This is a genomic window from Pseudomonas laurylsulfativorans (genome assembly GCF_002906155.1).
In the GTDB taxonomy this organism is placed as follows: Bacteria; Pseudomonadota; Gammaproteobacteria; order Pseudomonadales; family Pseudomonadaceae; genus Aquipseudomonas; species Aquipseudomonas laurylsulfativorans.
Genome location: NZ_MUJK01000001.1, coordinates 314,157 through 333,219 on the forward strand (window position 1 = coordinate 314,157; position 19,063 = coordinate 333,219).

The 19,063-nt window shown below is 61.4% G+C and carries 13 protein-coding genes, 1 pseudogene and 2 riboswitches; of the genes and pseudogenes, 8 read left to right on the forward strand and 6 right to left on the reverse strand.

What is annotated here, in order from left to right:
* Positions 1-46: 46 nt before the first annotated feature.
* The gene (gene metH, locus B0D71_RS01405; RefSeq protein ID WP_103393139.1) at positions 47-3,757 is read right to left on the reverse strand and encodes a methionine synthase; all 3,711 of its coding nucleotides are present in this window, start codon (positions 3,755-3,757) and stop codon (positions 47-49) included.
* A gap of 156 nt (positions 3,758-3,913) precedes the next feature.
* On the opposite strand from metH, the gene B0D71_RS01410 reads away from it, so the two are divergent.
* Positions 3,914-6,223, forward strand: a complete 2,310-nt coding sequence (locus tag B0D71_RS01410; protein WP_103393140.1) for a fatty acid cis/trans isomerase — start codon at positions 3,914-3,916, stop codon at positions 6,221-6,223.
* Positions 6,224-6,458: 235 nt separating this feature from the next.
* On the forward strand, positions 6,459-7,043 hold the full coding sequence (gene nfuA, locus B0D71_RS01415) for a Fe-S biogenesis protein NfuA (RefSeq protein ID WP_007941757.1): 585 nt from the start codon (positions 6,459-6,461) through the stop codon (positions 7,041-7,043).
* 90 nt (positions 7,044-7,133) lie between these two features.
* On the opposite strand, the gene cobM is transcribed toward nfuA, so the two are convergent.
* The 4 genes from cobM to B0D71_RS01435 form a co-directional block, all read right to left on the reverse strand.
* On the reverse strand, positions 7,134-7,880 hold the full coding sequence (cobM, locus tag B0D71_RS01420; protein ID WP_103393141.1) for a precorrin-4 C(11)-methyltransferase: 747 nt from the start codon (positions 7,878-7,880) through the stop codon (positions 7,134-7,136).
* An 82-nt stretch (positions 7,881-7,962) separates the two neighbouring features.
* The gene (locus B0D71_RS01425; RefSeq protein ID WP_103393142.1) at positions 7,963-8,376 is read right to left on the reverse strand and encodes a cobalamin biosynthesis protein; all 414 of its coding nucleotides are present in this window, start codon (positions 8,374-8,376) and stop codon (positions 7,963-7,965) included.
* A complete protein-coding gene (locus B0D71_RS01430; protein ID WP_103393143.1) occupies positions 8,373-9,080 on the reverse strand; it encodes a CbtA family protein in 708 nt (235 codons plus the stop codon). The genes B0D71_RS01425 and B0D71_RS01430 overlap by 4 nt, the downstream gene beginning before the upstream one ends.
* Before the next feature lie 11 nt (positions 9,081-9,091).
* Entirely contained in the window at positions 9,092-9,283 is a 192-nt protein-coding gene (locus B0D71_RS01435; protein WP_103393144.1) for a CbtB domain-containing protein, read from the reverse strand.
* A gap of 121 nt (positions 9,284-9,404) precedes the next feature.
* Positions 9,405-9,630, reverse strand: a riboswitch (cobalamin riboswitch).
* Between the two features lie 210 nt (positions 9,631-9,840).
* A riboswitch (cobalamin riboswitch) is annotated at positions 9,841-10,053 on the forward strand.
* Between the two features lie 102 nt (positions 10,054-10,155).
* On the opposite strand from B0D71_RS01435, the gene cobW reads away from it, so the two are divergent.
* The 4 genes from cobW to B0D71_RS01460 all read left to right on the forward strand — a co-directional run bounded on the left by cobW (position 10,156) and on the right by B0D71_RS01460 (position 16,883).
* Positions 10,156-11,223: a cobalamin biosynthesis protein CobW gene (cobW, locus tag B0D71_RS01445; RefSeq protein WP_085725701.1), complete on the forward strand. Its 1,068-nt coding sequence runs from the start codon at positions 10,156-10,158 to the stop codon at positions 11,221-11,223.
* A 3-nt stretch (positions 11,224-11,226) separates the two neighbouring features.
* The gene (gene cobN / locus B0D71_RS01450; RefSeq protein ID WP_103393145.1) at positions 11,227-15,060 is read left to right on the forward strand and encodes a cobaltochelatase subunit CobN; all 3,834 of its coding nucleotides are present in this window, start codon (positions 11,227-11,229) and stop codon (positions 15,058-15,060) included.
* Between the two features lie 150 nt (positions 15,061-15,210).
* Positions 15,211-16,218 (forward strand): magnesium chelatase ATPase subunit I, encoded by a 1,008-nt coding sequence (locus tag B0D71_RS01455; RefSeq protein ID WP_103393146.1) that lies wholly within the window; start codon positions 15,211-15,213, stop codon positions 16,216-16,218.
* Between the two features lie 119 nt (positions 16,219-16,337).
* On the forward strand, positions 16,338-16,883 hold the full coding sequence (locus tag B0D71_RS01460; protein ID WP_165798670.1) for a VWA domain-containing protein: 546 nt from the start codon (positions 16,338-16,340) through the stop codon (positions 16,881-16,883).
* A 119-nt stretch (positions 16,884-17,002) separates the two neighbouring features.
* Here the strand turns inward: B0D71_RS01460 and B0D71_RS01465 are convergent.
* Positions 17,003-17,143: pseudogene (locus tag B0D71_RS01465) on the reverse strand (2,4-dienoyl-CoA reductase); the annotation flags it as partial.
* A 350-nt stretch (positions 17,144-17,493) separates the two neighbouring features.
* Here B0D71_RS01465 and B0D71_RS01470 point away from each other — a divergent pair.
* The gene (locus tag B0D71_RS01470) at positions 17,494-18,342 is read left to right on the forward strand and encodes a transporter substrate-binding domain-containing protein (protein ID WP_103393148.1); all 849 of its coding nucleotides are present in this window, start codon (positions 17,494-17,496) and stop codon (positions 18,340-18,342) included.
* A 51-nt stretch (positions 18,343-18,393) separates the two neighbouring features.
* A complete protein-coding gene (locus B0D71_RS01475; RefSeq protein ID WP_033063194.1) occupies positions 18,394-19,056 on the forward strand; it encodes an amino acid ABC transporter permease in 663 nt (220 codons plus the stop codon).
* Positions 19,057-19,063 lie beyond the last annotated feature (7 nt).

Here is a 19,063-nt window from a genome sequence, read left to right on the forward strand (position 1 = left end):
CTATCGCGAGCAAGCTCGCTCCCACAAGGTTTTTTCAGTTGATCACTCAGTTGTCGTAACCGAGATTCGGTGCCAGCCAGCGCTCGGTCACACTCAACTCCTGACCTTTACGCGAGGTGTAGCTCTGTACCTGGTCCTTGTCGACCTTGCCCACGGCGAAGTATTGCGCCTGCGGGTGGGCGAAGTACCAACCGCTGACCGCCGCCGCCGGGAACATGGCGTAGTGCTCGGTGAGAAACACCCCACTGCGACCTGCGCGCATTTCCTCGGCCTCAGGATCGAGCAGGGCGAACAGCTGGGCTTTCTCGGTGTGGTCCGGGCAGGCCGGATAACCCGGTGCCGGACGGATGCCGGTGTATTGCTCCTTGATCAGCGCTTCGTTATCGAGCGTCTCATCCTTGGCGTAACCCCAATGTTCTTTACGCACCTGCTGGTGCAGCCACTCGGCGCAGGCCTCGGCCAGGCGGTCGGCCAGTGCCTTGACCATGATCGAGTTGTAATCGTCGCCAGCGTCCTGGTAGGCCTTGGCCACTTCTTCGGCGCCGATACCGGCGGTGGTGATGAAGCCACCCACGTAGTCGGTCACTTCACTGTCCTTGGGCGCGACGAAGTCGGCCAGGGAGAAGTTCGGCTTGCCATCGGTCTTGATGATCTGCTGGCGCAAGTGATGCAGCTTGGCCATTGGCTTGCCGTCATCGCCATAGAGTTCGATGTCGTCGTCATGCACCTGGTTGGCCGGCCAGAAGCCGAACACCGCGCGAGCGCTGATCAGCTTTTCGTCGATCAATTTGCGCAGCATTTCCCTTGCATCGTTGTACAGCGAGGTAGCGGCTTCACCGACCACTTCGTCCTGGAGGATGCGTGGGAACTTGCCGGCCAGGTCCCAGGAGATGAAAAACGGCGTCCAGTCAATGTATTCGGCCAGAACGTTGAGGTCGATGTTGTCCAGCACCCGCGTGCCGGTGAACGTCGGCTTGACCGGTGTGTAGGTCGCCCAGTCGAATTGCGGCTTCTTGGCGATGGCCGCGCCGTAGCTCAGGCGTTCGGTGCGGGCACTGCGGTTGGAGGTGCGCTCGCGAACCTCGATGTAGTCCTGGCGGGTTTTCTCGACGAAACCGGCCTTGAGTTCCTTGGACAGCAACTGGGTCGCCACGCCCACGGCACGAGAGGCGTCGGTGACATAGATCACCGCGTCGTTGCTGTACTTGGGCTCGATTTTCACCGCCGTGTGTGCCTTGGACGTGGTCGCGCCACCGATCATCAGCGGCAGGTGGAAGTCCTGGCGCTGCATTTCGCGTGCGACGTGCACCATTTCATCCAGCGACGGGGTGATCAGGCCGGACAGGCCGATGATGTCGCACTTCTGTTCCTTGGCCACCTGGAGGATTTTCTCCGCCGGGACCATCACGCCGAGGTCGACGATGTCGTAGCCGTTACAACCGAGCACCACGCCGACGATGTTCTTGCCGATGTCGTGCACGTCGCCTTTGACGGTTGCCATCAGGATCTTGCCCTTGGCTTGCGGCTTGTCGCCTTTTTCCAGTTCGATGAACGGGATCAGGTGCGCCACGGCCTGTTTCATCACGCGAGCGGACTTCACCACCTGTGGCAGGAACATTTTGCCGGCGCCGAACAGGTCGCCGACGATGTTCATGCCAGACATCAGCGGGCCTTCGATCACTTCGATCGGGCGGGCGAACGACTGGCGTGATTCTTCGGTGTCCTCGACGATGTGGGTGGTGATGCCTTTGACCAGCGCGTGCTCCAGACGCTTGTTGACGTCCCAGTTGCGCCACTCTTCGGTCTCGGCTTCCTTGACGCTGCCGTCGCCCTTGTACTTGTCGGCGATGGCGAGGAGGGCGTCGGTGCCTTCCGGGGTGCGGTTGAGGATCACGTCCTCCACGGCGTCGCGCAGCTCCATCGGGATCTGGTCGTAGATCTCCAGTTGGCCGGCGTTGACGATACCCATGGTCAGGCCACTACGGATCGCATACAGCAGGAACACCGAGTGGATCGCTTCACGCACCGGGTTGTTGCCGCGGAACGAGAACGACACGTTGGACACGCCACCGGACGTCAGCGCGTACGGCAGCTCGTCGCGGATGTAGGCACAGGCGTTGATGAAGTCCACAGCGTAGTTGTTGTGCTCTTCGATACCGGTGGCCACGGCGAAGATGTTCGGGTCGAAGATGATGTCTTCCGGCGGGAAGTCCACTTCGTTGACCAGAATGTCGTAGGAGCGTTTGCAGATTTCTTTTTTGCGCGCTTCGGTGTCGGCCTGGCCTGCTTCGTCGAAGGCCATCACCACCACCGCGGCGCCGTAGCGCTTGCACAGTTTGGCGTGGTGAATGAACTGCTCGACGCCTTCCTTCATGCTGATCGAGTTGACGATGCCCTTGCCCTGGATGCATTTCAGGCCGGCTTCGATCACTTCCCATTTCGAGGAGTCGATCATGATCGGTACGCGGGAGATGTCCGGTTCGCCGGCGATCAGATTGAGGAAGGTCACCATGGCCTTCTTCGAATCGAGCATCCCTTCGTCCATGTTGATGTCGATCACCTGGGCGCCGGCCTCGACCTGCTGCAGGGCGACCTCCAGGGCTTCGGTGTAGTTGTCCTCGCGGATCAGGCGGGCGAACTTGGCGGAACCGGTGATGTTGGTGCGCTCGCCGACGTTGACGAACAGCGAGCTGCGATCGATGGTGAACGGTTCCAGGCCCGAGAGGCGGCAAGCCTTGGGAATGTCCGGAATCTCGCGCGGCGCATAACCGGCCACGGCCTTGGCGATGGCTTCGATGTGGCCCGGCGTGGTGCCGCAGCAGCCGCCGACGATGTTGAGGAAGCCGCTTTGGGCGAACTCTTCGATGACCTTGGCGGTTTCCGACGGCAATTCGTCGTACTCGCCGAATTCGTTCGGCAGGCCGGCGTTCGGGTGCGCGGAAACGTGGGTATTGGCCTTGTTCGACAGCTCTTCGAGGTACGGGCGCAATTCGCTGGCGCCGAGGGCGCAGTTCAAGCCGACGGAAATCGGCTTGGCGTGGGCCACGGAGTTCCAGAACGCTTCGGTGGTCTGGCCGGACAGAGTGCGGCCGGAGGCGTCGGTGATGGTGCCGGAAATCATGATCGGCAACTCAATGCCCAGTTCCTCGAACACGCCTTGTACGGCGAAGATCGCGGCCTTGGCGTTGAGGGTGTCGAAAATGGTTTCGATCAGGATCAGGTCGGCGCCGCCCTCGATCAGGCCTTTGGTGGATTCGGTGTAGTTTTCCACCAGCTCATCGAAGGTCACGTTGCGGTAGCCGGGGTTGTTCACGTCCGGGGACAACGAGCAGGTGCGACTTGTAGGACCGAGCACGCCGGCAACGAAGCGCGGCTTGTCCGGGGTTTCCAGGGTCTTGGCGTCGGCAACCTTGCGCGCCAGGCGTGCGCCTTCTACGTTTAACTCGTACGCCAGGCCTTGCATGCCATAGTCGGCCAGGGAGATCTGGGTGGCGTTGAAGGTGTTGGTTTCCAGAATGTCGGCGCCAGCGTCGAGGTAGGCTTTTTCAATGCCGCCAATCACGTCCGGGCGAGTCAGTACCAGCAAATCGTTGTTGCCTTTGACATCGCTCGGCCAGTCAGCAAAGCGTTTGCCACGGTAATCCTGCTCTTCAAGCTTGTAGCTCTGGATCATCGTGCCCATACCGCCATCGAGAATCAGGATGCGCTCTTTGAGGGCGTGCTTGAGAGCTTGAAGGCGAACGCTGCGATCGGACATTTGGACTACTCGGTAAGACCATGACGAAGGGCCGGGATGATAGCAAACCTGTGCGCTTTTAGAGCATGACTCGAATTTGCATGAATATCGTTCATGTTGGCAGGGGTGGCAGACCGGTAGAATCGCGACGTTTTTTCAGGATTCAGGACCAGGGACATGTCGTACCGCTTCGTCATCAGCACATTGCTGCTGTTTTTAAGCTGGGGCGCAGTGGCGCAAAGCCCGGCGATTTCCTCTGCCATTTCATCTTCTATTTCCTACAGCCGCGACATCCAGCCGATCTTCACTGAACAGTGCGTGGCCTGCCATGCCTGCAACGACGCCGCCTGTCAGCTCAATCTGGGCAGTGGCGAGGGCACGGCGCGTGGCGCAACGAAAGTCCCGGTTTATGACGGTGACCGCACTAAAGCGGTGGCACCGACGCGGCTGTTTCTGGACGCCTCCGGAAAATCCGCCTGGCAGCAAAAGGGCTTCTATTCGGTGCTCGATGCCCAGGGCAGCCAGGCTGCGTTGATGGCGCGGATGCTGGAGCTGGGCCACAACACCCCATTGCAACCCAATGCCAAATTGCCTGAAGACATCGTCCTGGGGTTGAACCGGGAAAACGTGTGTGCCATGCCCGCGGAGTTTGGTGGTTATGCCGCTGCGCATCCGAAGGAGGGCATGCCGCTGGCGGTGACCGGCCTGACCGACCAGCAGTACCAGACGCTGCAACGCTGGCTGGCGGCAGGGGCGCCTATCGATCAGCAGGACCTGGCCCCCAGCGCAGCCGAAACCCAGCAGGTGGTCCTGTGGGAAAACCTGCTCAATTCGCCGGGCGCCCGGGAAAGCCTGGTGGGGCGCTGGCTGTACGAGCACTGGTTCCTTGCCCATCTGTATTTCAAGGATGGCGAGCCAGGGCATTTCTTCCAGTGGGTGCGTTCGCGCACGCCGACCGGCCAGCCGATTGACCTGATCAACACCCGTCGCCCGAACGATGATCCGGGCACGCAGTTTTACTATCGCTTGAGGCCGGTGCAGGGCGTGATCGTACACAAGACCCACATCACTTATGCGCTGAGTGCGGCGAAGCTGGCACGGGTCAAATCGCTGTTCTACAGCGGCAACTGGCAGGTCAATGCGTTACCGGGCTACGGGCCGCATAGCCGGGCCAACCCGTTTGCCACTTTCGAAGCGATTCCGGCCCAGGCGCGTTATCAGTTCATGCTCGATAACGCCGAGTACTTTGTGCGCACGTTTATCCGCGGCCCGGTGTGCCGCGGGCAGATCGCCACGGATGTCATTCGCGACAACTTCTGGGCACTGTTCCAGGCGCCCGAGCACGACCTCTACATCATCGATCCGAACTATCGCGGGCAGGCCACGCCGTTGCTGGCGATGCCGGGGCAGAACGATGATGTCGGCAGCGTCCTGAGCCTGTGGCACGACTACCGCGACAAACGCAATGAGTACGAAGCCTTGCGCCGGGACAGCTACGCCGACGAGCCTGCACCGAGCTGGTCAAGCCTGTGGGCCGGCAACGATAACGCACTGCTGAGCATCTTCCGCCATTTCGATAGTGCTTCGGTGACCAAGGGCCTGATCGGCGATGTGCCGCAGACGATGTGGCTGTTCGACTATCCGCTGCTGGAACGCACCTACTATCAACTGGCCGTGAACTTCGATGTGTTCGGCAACGTATCCCACCAGGCCCAGACGCGCCTGTATTTCGACCTGATCCGCAACGGTGCCGAGCAGAACTTCCTGCGCCTGATGCCCGCCGACTCCCGGGATGGCTACCTCGACGACTGGTATCAGAACAGCGGCAAATTCAAGATGTGGCTGGACTACGAGTCCATCGACGATGACAAGCCGACTGCGCTGAAACTTGATCCGCGGGATCCCAAGCGCGATTTTGCCACGCAATTGCTGGCCCGTTATGGCGATCTCAATGCCAGGCCCGACCCGATCAACCGCTGCGACGGCGCCTACTGCTCGCGGCCGAACATAGATCCGGACCTGCAAAGTGCCGAGCAGGTACTGAGTCGACTGACCTCGCGTCCGGCAGCCGGGTTGAAAGTGATTGATCAACTGCCGGAAGCGACCATGCTGCGTATCGAAACCGGCAGCGGCAAGCGTGAGATCTACAGCCTGCTGCGCAACCGTGCCCACAGCAACGTCGCGTTCCTGCTCGGCGAATCGCTGCGCTACCAGCCGGGGCTCGACACCCTGACGATTTTTCCGGGCGTGCTCAGCAGCTATCCGAACTTCATGTTCAACGTCCCGGCCGGGCAAGTGCCGGCGTTTGTCGATGCAATGGAGAACGCCAAGGATAGCGACAGCTTCGAGAAAATCGTCGAACGTTGGGGTATACGCCGCAGTCATCCGCAATTCTGGCGGTATTTCCATGACCTGAGCCGCTACATCCACGAAACCGAACCGGTGGAAGAGGGCGTGCTGGATATGAACCGCTACGAGAACCTTTGATCGGACGCAGATCCCTTGTGGGGCCGGGCTTCCGTGGCGAGGGGGCTTGCCCCCGTTGGGTCGCGAAGCGGCCCCAAAAAATGGGACTGCTGCGCAGTCCAGCGGGGGCAAGCCCCCTCGCCACAAAAGCCCGTTCACACAGGGTGATCGGTGTTTCTTTTCCCGACAAAAATACTAGGACTTTGTCCGGCGCGTTGATTGGCGTAAACTGCGCCCAAGCCTGCGAGGAGTTTCCATGACCGCTATTACCATCACTGACGCCGCCCACGATTATCTGGCTGATCTGCTCTCCAAGCAGAACACCCCGGGCATCGGCATCCGCGTCTTCATCACCCAGCCTGGCACCCAGTACGCCGAAACCTGCATTGCCTACTGCAAGCCGGGCGAAGAAAAACCCGAAGATACCGCGCTGGGGCTCAAAAGCTTCACCGCGTACATCGACCACTTCAGCGAAGCCTTCTTGGACGATGCCGTTGTCGACTACGCCACCGACCGCATGGGCGGCCAGCTGACCATCAAGGCGCCAAACGCCAAGGTACCGATGGTCAACGCCGACAGCCCGGTCAACGAGCGCATCAACTACTACCTGCAAACCGAGATCAACCCGGGGCTGGCCAGCCACGGCGGTCAGGTCAGCTTGATCGACGTGGTCGAAGACGGCATCGCCGTCCTGAAGTTCGGCGGTGGTTGCCAGGGTTGCGGCCAGGCCGACGTGACGCTGAAGGAAGGCATCGAGCGCACCTTGCTCGAGCGCATCCCTGAGTTGAAAGGCGTTCGCGACGTGACCGACCACACGCAGAAAGAAAACGCCTACTACTAAGGTGTTCGCTGCGAAACGAAAAAACGGCGCCCCGTGAGCGCCGTTTTTTTATGGGTGATTGGAAACCTGTGGCGAGGGGGTGGTGGTGCATCAGGGTCTGTAGAGATGCGCATGCCCCGCGCGATACAGCGATGACTCGCTGAAGTGGTCACTGCCCAGCACCCGACCGACCAGAATCAACGCCGTACGACGAAAGCCCTTGGCTGCAACCTTCCCGGCAATGTCCTCAAGCGTTCCCACTACCCAATCCTGATCCGGCCAGCTTGCGCGGTGAACCACCGCAATCGGGCAATCGGCGCCGTAATGCGGCAGCAATTCTTCAACGATCTTCGGCAGGTGATTGACCCCCAAATGAATCGCCATGGTCGCGCCGTGCTGCGCCAGGCTGGAAAACTCCTCGCCCGGTGGCATGGCGGTCTTTTCGGCGTAGCGCGTCAGAATCACGCTCTGTGAAACGTCCGGCAGCGTCAGTTCCGCGCCTAAAAGCGCTGCACAAGCGGCTGTGGCCGTAACGCCGGGTACGATTTCGAACGCAATGCCCAGCTCACGCAGATAGCGAATCTGCTCGCCAATGGCGCCATACAGGCTCGGGTCGCCGGAGTGCACCCGGGCAACATCCTGGCCTTTGGCGTGGGCGGTCTTGATCAGGTCGATGATCTGTTCCAGGTGCAGTTCAGCGCTGTTGACCACCTGTTCGGCGCAATGACCTTCGAGTACGGCGGCTGGCACCAGAGAACCGGCATAAATGATCACCGGGCAGCTGCGAATCAGCCGCTGGCCCTTGACGGTAATCAGTTCGGGGTCGCCGGGACCTGCGCCAATGAAGTAGACGGTCATCGTCGGTTCCTGTGGGAAAAAGGGGCTGAACAGGGCTTCAGATGAAGAATGTTCATGATCGAGGCGGGGATTATCGGGGGTTTTATGCCGCGCCGGCCAATGCCAGGGTCGCCTGGGCATATTTTTGTCGGGGAATCAGCAGTTTTGCCGGGGCCTGGGCCAGTTGTTCGGCCAGGGCCAGTGCGGCGCTTTCCGCCACGCCGTAACAACCGGTGCGTTCAAACGCTATTTGCGATTGATGACTGAGCTGCGATTCATAGACGGCCAGTTGTTCACTGCTGAAATACATCAACTCAAGACCTAGCTGCTGTGCCAGTTCGATCAACGCAGGTTCGTCGCGCTTCAAATCGATGCTGGCCAGCGCCTTGATTTCATGACGAGCAATCTGGTGTGCCTCCAGCGCCTGGTCGAGCAGCGCCAGCAACGTGCTGACGGGGCAGCCCCGCTGGCAGCCCAGGCCGACCACCAGGGTCGGCGCTGTGCTGACATCAGTCATACGTGGTATTGGCCATCGCTTTTGCGGCGGAACAACCAGGCGCTGATCAGGCCCAAGGCCAGCCAGAACGCCACGTTGGTCAGCTGCGAAGCGATTTTGAACTGGGCCTCCAGCGCCTCCGGAGCGAGCATCGAATGCACTTCCGGTTGCGGTGCGCCAATCACATGAGGAACGGCAAGGATTGCCACGCCAAGGACTTTCATCAGCCAGTGACGGCTGAATACGATCAGGGCGATACCGACGGCGGTGGAGGCGGCGGTACCGATCCACCACAGTTGCCGTTGCGCCAGATCGGCCGCGGCAGTGCCGGGCAATTCAGGTGGCAGGCCGAGGGTCGGCGCGAGTACGAACGTCGCATAACCGGCCAGGCCCCAGAGCAGACCCTGAGAGGTTTTGGTCGGCGCACGCAAGGTGTACAGGCCGGCCAGCATCAGGGCGAAACCAACGGCCACCACCAGATTGCCGCCGGTGGTCGACAGCACGCGCTGCCATCCATCTTCCGGCTCCCAGGCTTCGGCATCGTGGGTGTGGGCAGCCATGGCACCGTCAGCGTGCTCATGCATTTCAACTGCGGCCGGTTCGGCTTTTTCGTAGGTTTCGGCCTGCAAAATCAGGGGAGAGACCCAGAAACTTTGCAGCAGGGTCAGCAGCAGGGCGGCCAGCAGCCCGGTGAAACCTGCGGTTTGCGCAATACGCTTGATCATGTCGGCAGGTCTCAATGGCACGGGAACGCGGAGCTGTGACGGGTATCGTGGGCGGCATTGTGCACCGCTTCGATGTGCGAGAAACCGGCGAAATACACAAGGCAGGCGCCCAGGATCGACGCGCAGACGGCGGCGGTCAGGCGTTGGGCCAGGGTAGAGGTGGTACTGGATGTGGTGTGGCCGGTGCTGCTGATGATCGACATGGCGTTTCCCTCTGGTCAGTCAGCGGGGAATAAGAGCGCATGCAAAAACCTGCACGACCATGCGCGCAACGTTTCAAACAGCGCCCGCCCACCGCGGGTTTGTTGTTTCAGTGATCGTATTGGTCACTTTGTGTTGCGGGCCGGTCTCCGGGCTCACGAGGGGCGCAGGTGTATGCCTGATCCTGAAAGCATCACCTTCCCATGCCGCAATGGCACAGTGGATCTGACGCTTCGCTCGCTTACCGTTGCGGGGGCAGCACCGGACTGACATGGCTTAAGAGTAAAGCACATGATTCACCGGTTTCCCGTTTCACCCTGTGAAGGGCACCCGTAACAAGATGCGTAGGAGAGCATGGGCGGGGGTTGGGCGTCAATTGGCATGGGTTCTCAACTAAATACCTGTGGCGAGGGGGCTTGCCCCCGTTGGGTTGCGAAGCGACCCCTTACTTTTATCCAGGCAAAGCGTGCACTCTGGATTTGCGACGGCTTCGCCGCCGAACGGGGGCAAGCCCCCTCGCCACAGGGATCGCAAGCATTGACCCGCCCCAATACGATGCGTAGCCTTGCGCTTTCGAGGTTCTTCGGCGTTTGTCGAAGCTAAGAAGGGAACGCGGTCGATGCCGCGGCTGCCCCCGCAACTGTGAACGGTGATGTTCGTTGCCACGCCACTGCTGACTCAAACCATGAGCCCGGCGGGAAGGCGCAGCGAATGCCAGGCTCAAGGCCGGCACACCGTCAGCCAGGAGACCTGCCTCGTCACAGATTCTCACTTTCAACCGGGCGGGGTGATCCGGTGGCGAACTCTTCAGGCACGCGCGCCCGCGTTGCCGGTTGTCGTCCCGTATGCCCGCCACCTAGCCATAGGGCATCCGATGAAAACACTGGCCAAACTCCCCGTCACCATCGTCACAGGCTTTCTCGGCTCGGGTAAAACCACGCTGCTGCGGCACATGCTCGATAACGCCCAGGGTCGCCGCATTGCGGTGATCGTCAATGAATTTGGCGAACTGGGCATCGACGGCGAAATCCTCAAGCAATGCTCCATCGGTTGCACCGAAGAAGAAGCCAACGGCCGTGTCTATGAGCTGGCCAACGGCTGCCTGTGCTGCACCGTCCAGGAAGAATTTTTTCCGGTGATGCGCGAACTGGTGGCCCGTCGCGGCGATCTCGATCACATCCTCATCGAAACCTCCGGCCTGGCCCTGCCCAAGCCGCTGGTGCAAGCCTTCCAGTGGCCGGAAATCCGCAGCGCCTGTACGGTCGACGCAGTCATCACTGTAGTCGACAGCCCGGCCGTGGCCGCCGGCACCTTCGCTGCCTTCCCGGACCAGGTCGACGCCCAGCGCAAGCTCGACCCGAACCTGGACCACGAATCGCCGCTGCACGAATTGTTCGCCGACCAACTGGCCAGTGCCGACCTGGTCATCCTCAACAAATCCGACCTGATCAGCCCGGCCGACCTGGCTCGCGTGCGCCTGGAAGTCGCCGAAGAATTGCCGCCAGCGGTGAAAATCATCGAAGCCAGTAGTGGTCGCCTGCCGCTGGACGTGCTGATCGGCCTGGGTGCTGGCTCCGAAGAACACATCGACAGCCGTCATAGCCATCACGATCACCACCACGACGGTGATGACCATGACGACCACGATCACGATGCCTTCGATTCGATCTCCATCGAACTGCCACAAGCCGACGAAAGCCTGCTGATGGATGCGCTGACCCAACTGGTGGTCCAGCACGGCATCCTGCGCGTCAAAGGCTTCGCCGCGATCCCGAACAAACCGATGCGCTTGCTGATCCAGGGTGTGGGTACGCGTTTCGACAAGCATTTCGACCGCCAGTGGGGCGCCGAAGAAGCGCGCATTACCCGTCTGGTACTGATCGGCCAGGAACTGGACGCCACGGTTCTCGAAGCGCAATTGCGCGCCGCGCTCAGCGTGTAAGCCATGCACCTGCTCAGGACCCAGCCCGGCGGTTTCGTGTCGGATGACAACATTGCCGACCTTGGACAAACCCCCGCCGAGCTGGTGGTCCTGTGCAGCGGCGATTCCAGCCTGGCGCTGCTCGCCGAAGCGGCGCAGCAGTTACCCGACGATTACCCGAGCGTGCGCCTGGCCAACCCGATGCAGGTACAGAACCATGCCTCGGTCGACTTGTACGTCGATGAAGTGCTGCGTCATGCGAAGGTGATCCTGATTTCGCTGCACGGCGGCATCGCCTACTGGCGTTACGGCATCGAGCGCCTGGTCGAGCTGTCACAGCGCGGCGTGCAGGTGATCCTGGTGCCGGGTGATGATCGCCCGGACCCGGAACTCAGTGACCTGAGCACTGTCGGCGCTGAGGATCGCGATCGGCTCTGGCAGTTTCTGCGCCAGGGCGGCATGGGCAATGCCCTGGATTTCTTCCGCTGTCTGGCCAATCGCTGGCTGGCCTGTGATTACATCTGGGGTGAACCGCAAACCCTGCCACGCACGGCGATTTACCATCCGCACAAACATTCTGCCGCGCTGAGCGATTGGCAAGCCGACTGGCAGGTAGGTCAACCGGTGGCGGCGGTGCTGTTTTACCGCTCGCATTTGCAGGCGGCGAACACCGCTTTCATTGATGTTTTTTGCCAGCGTTTGCAGGCGGCGGGGTTGAATCCGTTACCGATTGCGCTGGCCAGTTTGAAAGAGCCCGGCTGCCTTTCGGTGGTCGAGGACTGGCTGGATGAAGTCGATGCTTCAGTGATTTTGAACACCACTGGCTTCGCTCAATCCAGTCCGGAAGCACCGCATCTTCGCCCGTTTCGCCGCAATATCCCGGTAATCCAGGCGATTTGCGCCCAGGACAACGAACCGGGGTGGCGCGCCAGTGAACAGGGGCTTGGCCCGCGTGATCTGGCGATGCACATTGCCTTGCCGGAACTGGACGGACGCATCATCAGCCGCCCGATCAGTTTCAAGGATCTGGCATGGCGCAGTGAGCGCAGTCAGTCGGATGTGGTCTGCTACCGGGCCCAACCGGAGCGCATGGATTTCGTTGCCGAACTGGCGCGGCGCTGGGTCGAACTGGCGCGGGTGCCTAATGCTGAAAAACGCATTGCCTTGATTCTCGCCAATTATCCGACCCGCGACGGGCGCATCGGCAACGGTGTCGGTCTCGACACCCCGGCGGCGGCGCTGAATATCCTGCGGGCGCTGCATGCTGAGGGATATCCGTTACCGGCCGAGCTGCCGGATAGCGGCACCGCGCTGATCCAGCAGTTGCTCGGCGGCGTCAGCAACGATCTCGACACCCTCGACCTGCGTCCGTGCCAGCAAAGTCTGGCGATGGATGATTATCTGGCGATGTTCAACGCACTGCCCGAAGCCAATCGTGCGGCGGTGCTTGAGCGTTGGGGCGCACCGGAAAACGACCCGATGTGTCGCAGCGCAAGGATGATGATCGCCGGCCTGCGTTTTGGCCTGACTTTCGTCGGCATTCAGCCGGCCCGGGGTTATCAGGTCGACCCGAGTGCGGTGTATCACGACCCGGACCTGGTTCCGCCCCACGGCTACCTGGCGTTTTACTTTTGGCTGCGCCACACCTACGGCGCCCATGGCGTGATCCATGTGGGCAAACACGGCAACCTCGAATGGCTGCCGGGCAAAGGCGTGGGGCTGTCGGAAAACTGCTGGCCGGATGCGCTGCTCGGTCCGTTGCCGAACATCTATCCGTTCATCGTCAACGATCCGGGCGAGGGCGCCCAGGCCAAGCGGCGCACCCAGGCGGTGATCATCGATCACCTGATGCCGCCGCTGACCCGTGCCGAAACCTACGGGCCGCTGCGCAACCTCGAACTGCTGGCCGACGAATATTACGAAGCGCAGTTGCTTGATCCGCGCCGCGCCCGCGAGTTGCAGCGCGACATCCTGCAACTGGTGCGCGACACGCACATCGACCGTGAGCTGCAACTGGACGACCAACTCGACAGCGATGCCGACGCAGCGATCTGGTTGCCCCGACTCGACACTTACCTGTGCGACCTGAAAGAGTCGCAGATCCGCGATGGCCTGCATGTGTTCGGCGAATCGCCCATCGGGCGTTTGCGTATCGACACCTTGCTGGCACTGCTGCGCATCCCCAGGGGCGATGGCCGTGGTGCGCAATCGAGCCTGCTGCGGGCGCTCGCCAAGGCCTTCGCGCTTGGCTTCGACCCACTGGACTGTGCACTGGCCGAGCCCTGGACCGGGCCGCGTCCCGAACCACTTTCGCTTATCAGCGACGAAACGTGGCGCACGGCGGGCGATACCCGTGAGCGTCTGGAACTGTTTGCCGCACAGTTGATTTCGGATGAGTTAGACACCGGCAAACCAACCCCCTGCGGGATCGGGCTTGTGTGGCGAGGGGGCAAGCCCCCTCGCCACACAAGCCCGCTCCCACAGGAGGCAGGCTGGACTGAAGTGCAAGCCATTATCGATGGCCTTCGCGAGGTAGTCGCTCCGTGCCTGGACGCCTGCGGTCCGGCGGAAATGCGCGGCTTGCTCGATGCCCTGGGCGGTCGCTTCGTCCCGGCCGGCCCCAGCGGCGCGCCCAGTCGTGGTCGTCTGGACGTACTGCCCACCGGGCGCAACTTTTACTCGGTGGATGTACGCAACCTGCCGACCACCACAGCGTGGCGCATCGGTTTCCAGTCGGCCAACCTGATTCTGGAGCGGCACCTGCAAGACCACGGCGATCACTTGCGCCAGCTCGGTCTGTCGGTGTGGGGCACCGCGACCATGCGTACCGGCGGCGATGACATCGCCCAGGCCATGGCGCTGATGGGCGTGCGCCCGGTCTGGGCCACCGGCAGCCAGCGGGTCGACGATTTCGAGATTCTGCCGTTGAGTTTGCTTGACCGTCCGCGGGTGGACGTGACCTTGCGGGTGTCCGGTTTTTTCCGTGATGCCTTTGCCAATCTGATTCGCCTGTTCGACGCGGCGGTGCAGGCGGTGGCCAACCTCAATGAGCCGGACGACCTAAATCCTCTGGCGGCCAAGGTTCGCGCTGAACGTGAAGTCTTGCGGCAGGCGGGGCTCGATGAAGAGGCTGCACGACGTCAGGCGGGCTGGCGGATTTTCGGAGCCAAGCCCGGTGCCTACGGCGCGGGCGTGCAGGGCGCCATCGACGGTCGCCTGTGGCAAACCCGTGAGGACTTGGCCGAGGTTTACCTCAACTGGGGCGGCTACGCCTATGGCGGTTCGGACGAAGGCACTGCCGCCCGTGAACAGTTCAGCCAGCGACTGAGCCAGGTACAGGCGGTGCTGCAAAACCAGGATAACCGCGAGCACGATTTGCTCGACTCCAATGATTACTACCAGTTCCAGGGCGGTATGCTTGCCGCGGTGGAAAGCCTGAAAGGCGAGGCGGCGGCCAGTTATCATGGCGACCACAGTCAGCCGGACCTGCCGAAGATTCGCACTTTGAAGGAAGAGCTGAACCGGGTGATCCGTTCCCGGGCGGCCAATCCGAAATGGCTTGATGGCGTCAAACGTCACGGCTACAAAGGTGCGTTCGAAATGGCCGCGACGGTCGATAACCTGTTCGCCTTCGATGCCACCACGCAGTTGATCGATGATCACCAGTACGCTTTGCTCGCAGACGCCTATTTGCTCGACCCGGACACCCGGGATTTTATTCGCGAACACAATCCCCATGCCCTGCGCGACATGACTGAACGCATGCTCGAAGCGCAACAACGCGGGATGTGGAAGGAGCCGGGCGAGTACCGCGAGGCGCTGGAGAATCTGTTGCTGGATATAGAAGAAGACAGCTGACGCACTTAAACCTGTGGGAGCGAGCTTGCTCGCGATGACATTCATTCAGTCGACAAAAATGTTGCCTGACATTCCGCCATCGCGAGCAAGCTCGCTCCTACAGGGATTAGGCCGCCCGTGAAGATCACCGACCATGACCGAGATAAAACAATGACCGACACCCCGCATTTCCCGCTCTCCGCCGTGGTCGGCGCCGACGATTTGAAGCTGGCCCTGTACCTGACTGCCATCGACCCGAAAATCGGCGGCGTGCTGATCGAAGGCCCGCGGGGCATGGCCAAGTCGACCCTGGCCCGTGGTCTGGCGGACCTGCTGGCCAGCGGTCAGTTCGTCACCTTGCCGCTGGGTGCCACCGAGGAACGCCTGGTTGGCACCCTCGATCTCGACGCGGCGCTGGGCGAAGGTCGCGCGCAGTTTTCCCCCGGCGTACTGGCCAAGGCTGATGGTGGCGTGCTCTACGTCGACGAGGTCAATCTGTTGCCTGATCACCTCGTTGACCTGCTGCTCGATGTGGCCGCCAGCGGCACCAATCTGGTGGAGCGCGACGGCATTTCCCATCGGCACTCGGCGAAGTTCGTGCTGATTGGCACCATGAACCCGGAAGAGGGTGAACTGCGTCCGCAGTTACTCGACCGTTTCGGCTTGAACGTCGCCCTCGGAGGTCACACCGCACCGACCGAGCGCGGGCAGATCATCCGCCGTCGCCTGGATTTCGACAGCGATCCGCAAGGTTTCTGCCTCGAATGGGAGTCTGCCCAGGCGACTCTGCGCGAACGTTGCCAGAATGCACGCAACGCACTGGCAAGCATTCCCCTCGACGATCAGGCGCTGGAGCACATCACTGAACGTTGCTTTGCCGCTGGCGTCGATGGTTTGCGCGCCGATCTGGTCTGGCTTCGGGCCGCCCGGGCTCACGCTGCCTGGCGCGGAGCGAAGGCCATCGCCGAAGCGGATATCGACGCCGTCGCCGAGTTCGCCTTGCGCCATCGTCGTCGCGAGCATTCGGCACCGGCGCCTCAGCCATCCCATGCGCCGCAACCCTCTGCGCCGCAGCACGGCAATCCGAGTGAAGGGCAGGGCCAGTGGGGCGAATTGCCTGCACAGGCGCTGCCGGTCGGCGCACGACGTGAAGTGCCGAGCTGGCCAAAAAAGCCCTAGGCATTCGCTCTCGCTGTGACGCGGGGGCGAATGCCAGACCCCGTGCCGGGCGGCTGGACCACGGCAAACAGGGCAAGCGTCATGCAGCACGCAGCGGCTCGGTCAACTGGCCCGGCACCTTGCTCAAGGGCCGGCCGCGTCACCGCGACGACCTGTTGTTTGAGCTGCGTACTCGTTCGCCCCATGAACTGTGGCTGGTGATCGTTGACGCTTCGGCTTCGACCCGCCGTCATCAGGCATTGAGCGATGCCAAGGGCTTGCTGGCGCAGTTGTTCGACGATGCCTATCGCCAGCGTGCGCGACTGGCCTTGCTCACGGCCAGCGGTGCTGCACCCAGGTGGCAGGTGCAGGGATTGAAGGCTTCAACGGGGTTGCGCCAGTGGCTCGATGGCCTCGGCGCCAGTGGCGGCACGCCGCTGCTGGCGGCATTGAGCGAAGCGGGGCAATGGCTTGCAGCACGGCAGAAGCGTTTTCCGGCAGAACAGCAGCGGTGGTTGGTGGTGACCGATGGCCGGTTGAAGGACTGGCCGCTGTTGCCGACGCTGGAGTGCCCAGGGCTGTTGATCGACATCGAGCGCGGGCCGATTCGGCTCGGGCGCAGCAGGATGTTGGCGGCGCAGTTGCAGGCGGAATACCGGCATATCGACGAGCTGCTACCGGGCTGAGTTTGCACAGAAGATCCCTGTAGGAGGTGGCTTGTCAGCGAAAGCGGTCTTGTGCCATACGTCGACATTGAAGACACCTTCGCTGGCAAGCCGGCTCCTACAGGGAATTGCGTTGGGCGTTACTTGCCCATCGCCTGCCGGTACTGGCGGGTACGCTTGCCAATGTACAACCGGTCGAGAATCAACGCCCATAGCGCCGAGACTTCAGGTCGGGTTTTGCGCCCACGGCTCAAGCGATGCAGCTGGAATTTGACCATCAAAGGTGTTGCTGTTAACGCATTCCTCACTGTTTTTTTACGGTTGACCAGGCAATAAAGCAGTCGGATGTGGGGGGGCAATGGACTACCCTGGCTCGCAGGTCTTGCTTCGAATTGATTCATGTGCGCCCGGTTGTGAACCAGATACCCGCCCCCTGTAGCCAACGGTAGCGTCTGTCTGCCCGTGCGCTTGGTAACGTTTTTTCTTCCCCTGACGCATCCCTCTGATTCAAAACAACTTTCAATCCTGCTCACATTCGCTCCGCATCCTGTGGCACACTTTCTGCTGTCTATTCCGTTGTTACATACCATGTTCCGGTATAGCGGAATAAACATCTTCTGGAGTGCTTGCCATGCATCGCCGACCATCCTTGTTCAAAGCGTGTGTTTTTCTTTTCGCAGCTTCAGCCGCTGCCATGGGCGTGGCCCAGGCGGCGGACAGCAAGCTCGACAGCGTTCTGGCCCGCGGCAAACTGATTGTGGGCACCGGCAGCACCAACGCGCCGTGGCACTTCCAGGGCGCGGACGGCAAGTTGCAGGGCTTTGATATCGATATCGGGCACATGATCGCCAAGGGATTGTTCAACGACCCGAGCAAGGTTGAGTACGTGGTGCAGTCCTCCGATGCGCGGATTCCGAACCTGCTGACTGACAAGGTCGATATCAGTTGCCAGTTCATCACCGTGACCGCCAGCCGCGCCCAGCAAGTGGCGTTTACCCTGCCGTATTACCGCGAAGGTGTCGGCCTGCTGCTGCCGGCAAACAGCAAGTACAAGGAAATCGATGACATGAACACCGCCGGTGATGGCCTGACGGTGGCGGTGCTGCAAAACGTTTATGCCGAAGAGCTGGTGCACCAGGCGCTGCCCAAGGCCAAGGTCGACCAGTACGACAGCGTGGACCTGATGTACCAGGCCGTGAACTCCGGCCGTGCCGACGCGGCGGCCACCGACCAGTCTTCGGTAAAATACCTGATGGTGCAGAACCCCGGCCGCTATCGCAGCCCGGCCTACGCCTGGAGCCCGCAGACTTACGCGTGCGCAGTTAAACGCGGCGATCAGGACTGGCTGAACTTCGTCAACACCACCCTGCATGAAGCCATGACCGGCGTTGAGTTCCCGACTTACGCGGCGTCGTTCAAACAGTGGTTCGGTGTGGACCTGCCGACCCCGGCCATCGGTTTTCCAGTCGAATTCAAATGATCCCGTGAGAGTGGGGCGCCCACATGCGCCCCGCTCAAGGTACTGCTGACCATGAACTATCAGTTGAACTTTGCCGCCGTGTGGCGCGATTTCGACACCTTGCTGGCGGGGCTCGGCCTGGGCCTTGAACTGGCCCTGGTGTCGATCGCCATCGGTTGCGTGATCGGCCTGATGATGGCGTTTGCCTTGCTGTCCAGGCACCGCGCATTGCGGGTACTGGCGTCGGTGTATGTCACGGTGATTCGTAACACGCCGATCCTGGTGTTGATTCTGTTGATCTACTTTGCGTTGCCGAGCCTGGGGATCCGTCTGGACAAGATACCCTCGTTCATCATCACCCTGTCGCTGTACGCCGGGGCCTACCTGACCGAAGTGTTTCGCGGCGGCCTGTTGAGCATTCCCAAGGGCCAGCGCGAAGCCGGCCTGGCCATTGGTCTGGGCGAGTGGCAGGTCAAGGCCTACGTCACCGTGCCGGTGATGCTGCGCAATGTGTTGCCGGCCCTGTCGAACAACTTCATTTCGCTGTTCAAGGACACCTCGCTGGCGGCCGCGATTGCCGTACCGGAGCTGACCTATTACGCGCGCAAGATCAATGTCGAGAGCTACCGGGTGATTGAAACCTGGCTGGTGACCACTGCGTTGTATGTCGCGGCCTGTTACCTCATTGCCATGATGCTGCGTTACCTCGAACAGCGTCTGGCGATTCGCCGATAGGAGGCCC

Bases quoted from the DNA above. Each gene is read 5' to 3' on its own strand.
- B0D71_RS01470 (WP_103393148.1), top strand. From the start codon at position 17,494: ATGCATCGCCGACCATCCTTGTTCAAAGCGTGTGTTTTTCTTTTCGCA.
- B0D71_RS01435 (WP_103393144.1), bottom strand. From the start codon at position 9,283: ATGTCGATCATCAGCAGCACCGGCCACACCACATCCAGTACCACCTCT.
- B0D71_RS01475 (WP_033063194.1), top strand. From the start codon at position 18,394: ATGAACTATCAGTTGAACTTTGCCGCCGTGTGGCGCGATTTCGACACC.
- B0D71_RS01455 (WP_103393146.1), top strand. From the start codon at position 15,211: ATGACCGACACCCCGCATTTCCCGCTCTCCGCCGTGGTCGGCGCCGAC.
- nfuA (WP_007941757.1), top strand. From the start codon at position 6,459: ATGACCGCTATTACCATCACTGACGCCGCCCACGATTATCTGGCTGAT.
- metH (WP_103393139.1), bottom strand. From the start codon at position 3,757: ATGTCCGATCGCAGCGTTCGCCTTCAAGCTCTCAAGCACGCCCTCAAA.
- cobM (WP_103393141.1), bottom strand. From the start codon at position 7,880: ATGACCGTCTACTTCATTGGCGCAGGTCCCGGCGACCCCGAACTGATT.
- cobW (WP_085725701.1), top strand. From the start codon at position 10,156: ATGAAAACACTGGCCAAACTCCCCGTCACCATCGTCACAGGCTTTCTC.
- B0D71_RS01425 (WP_103393142.1), bottom strand. From the start codon at position 8,376: ATGACTGATGTCAGCACAGCGCCGACCCTGGTGGTCGGCCTGGGCTGC.
- B0D71_RS01410 (WP_103393140.1), top strand. From the start codon at position 3,914: ATGTCGTACCGCTTCGTCATCAGCACATTGCTGCTGTTTTTAAGCTGG.
- B0D71_RS01430 (WP_103393143.1), bottom strand. From the start codon at position 9,080: ATGATCAAGCGTATTGCGCAAACCGCAGGTTTCACCGGGCTGCTGGCC.
- cobN (WP_103393145.1), top strand. From the start codon at position 11,227: ATGCACCTGCTCAGGACCCAGCCCGGCGGTTTCGTGTCGGATGACAAC.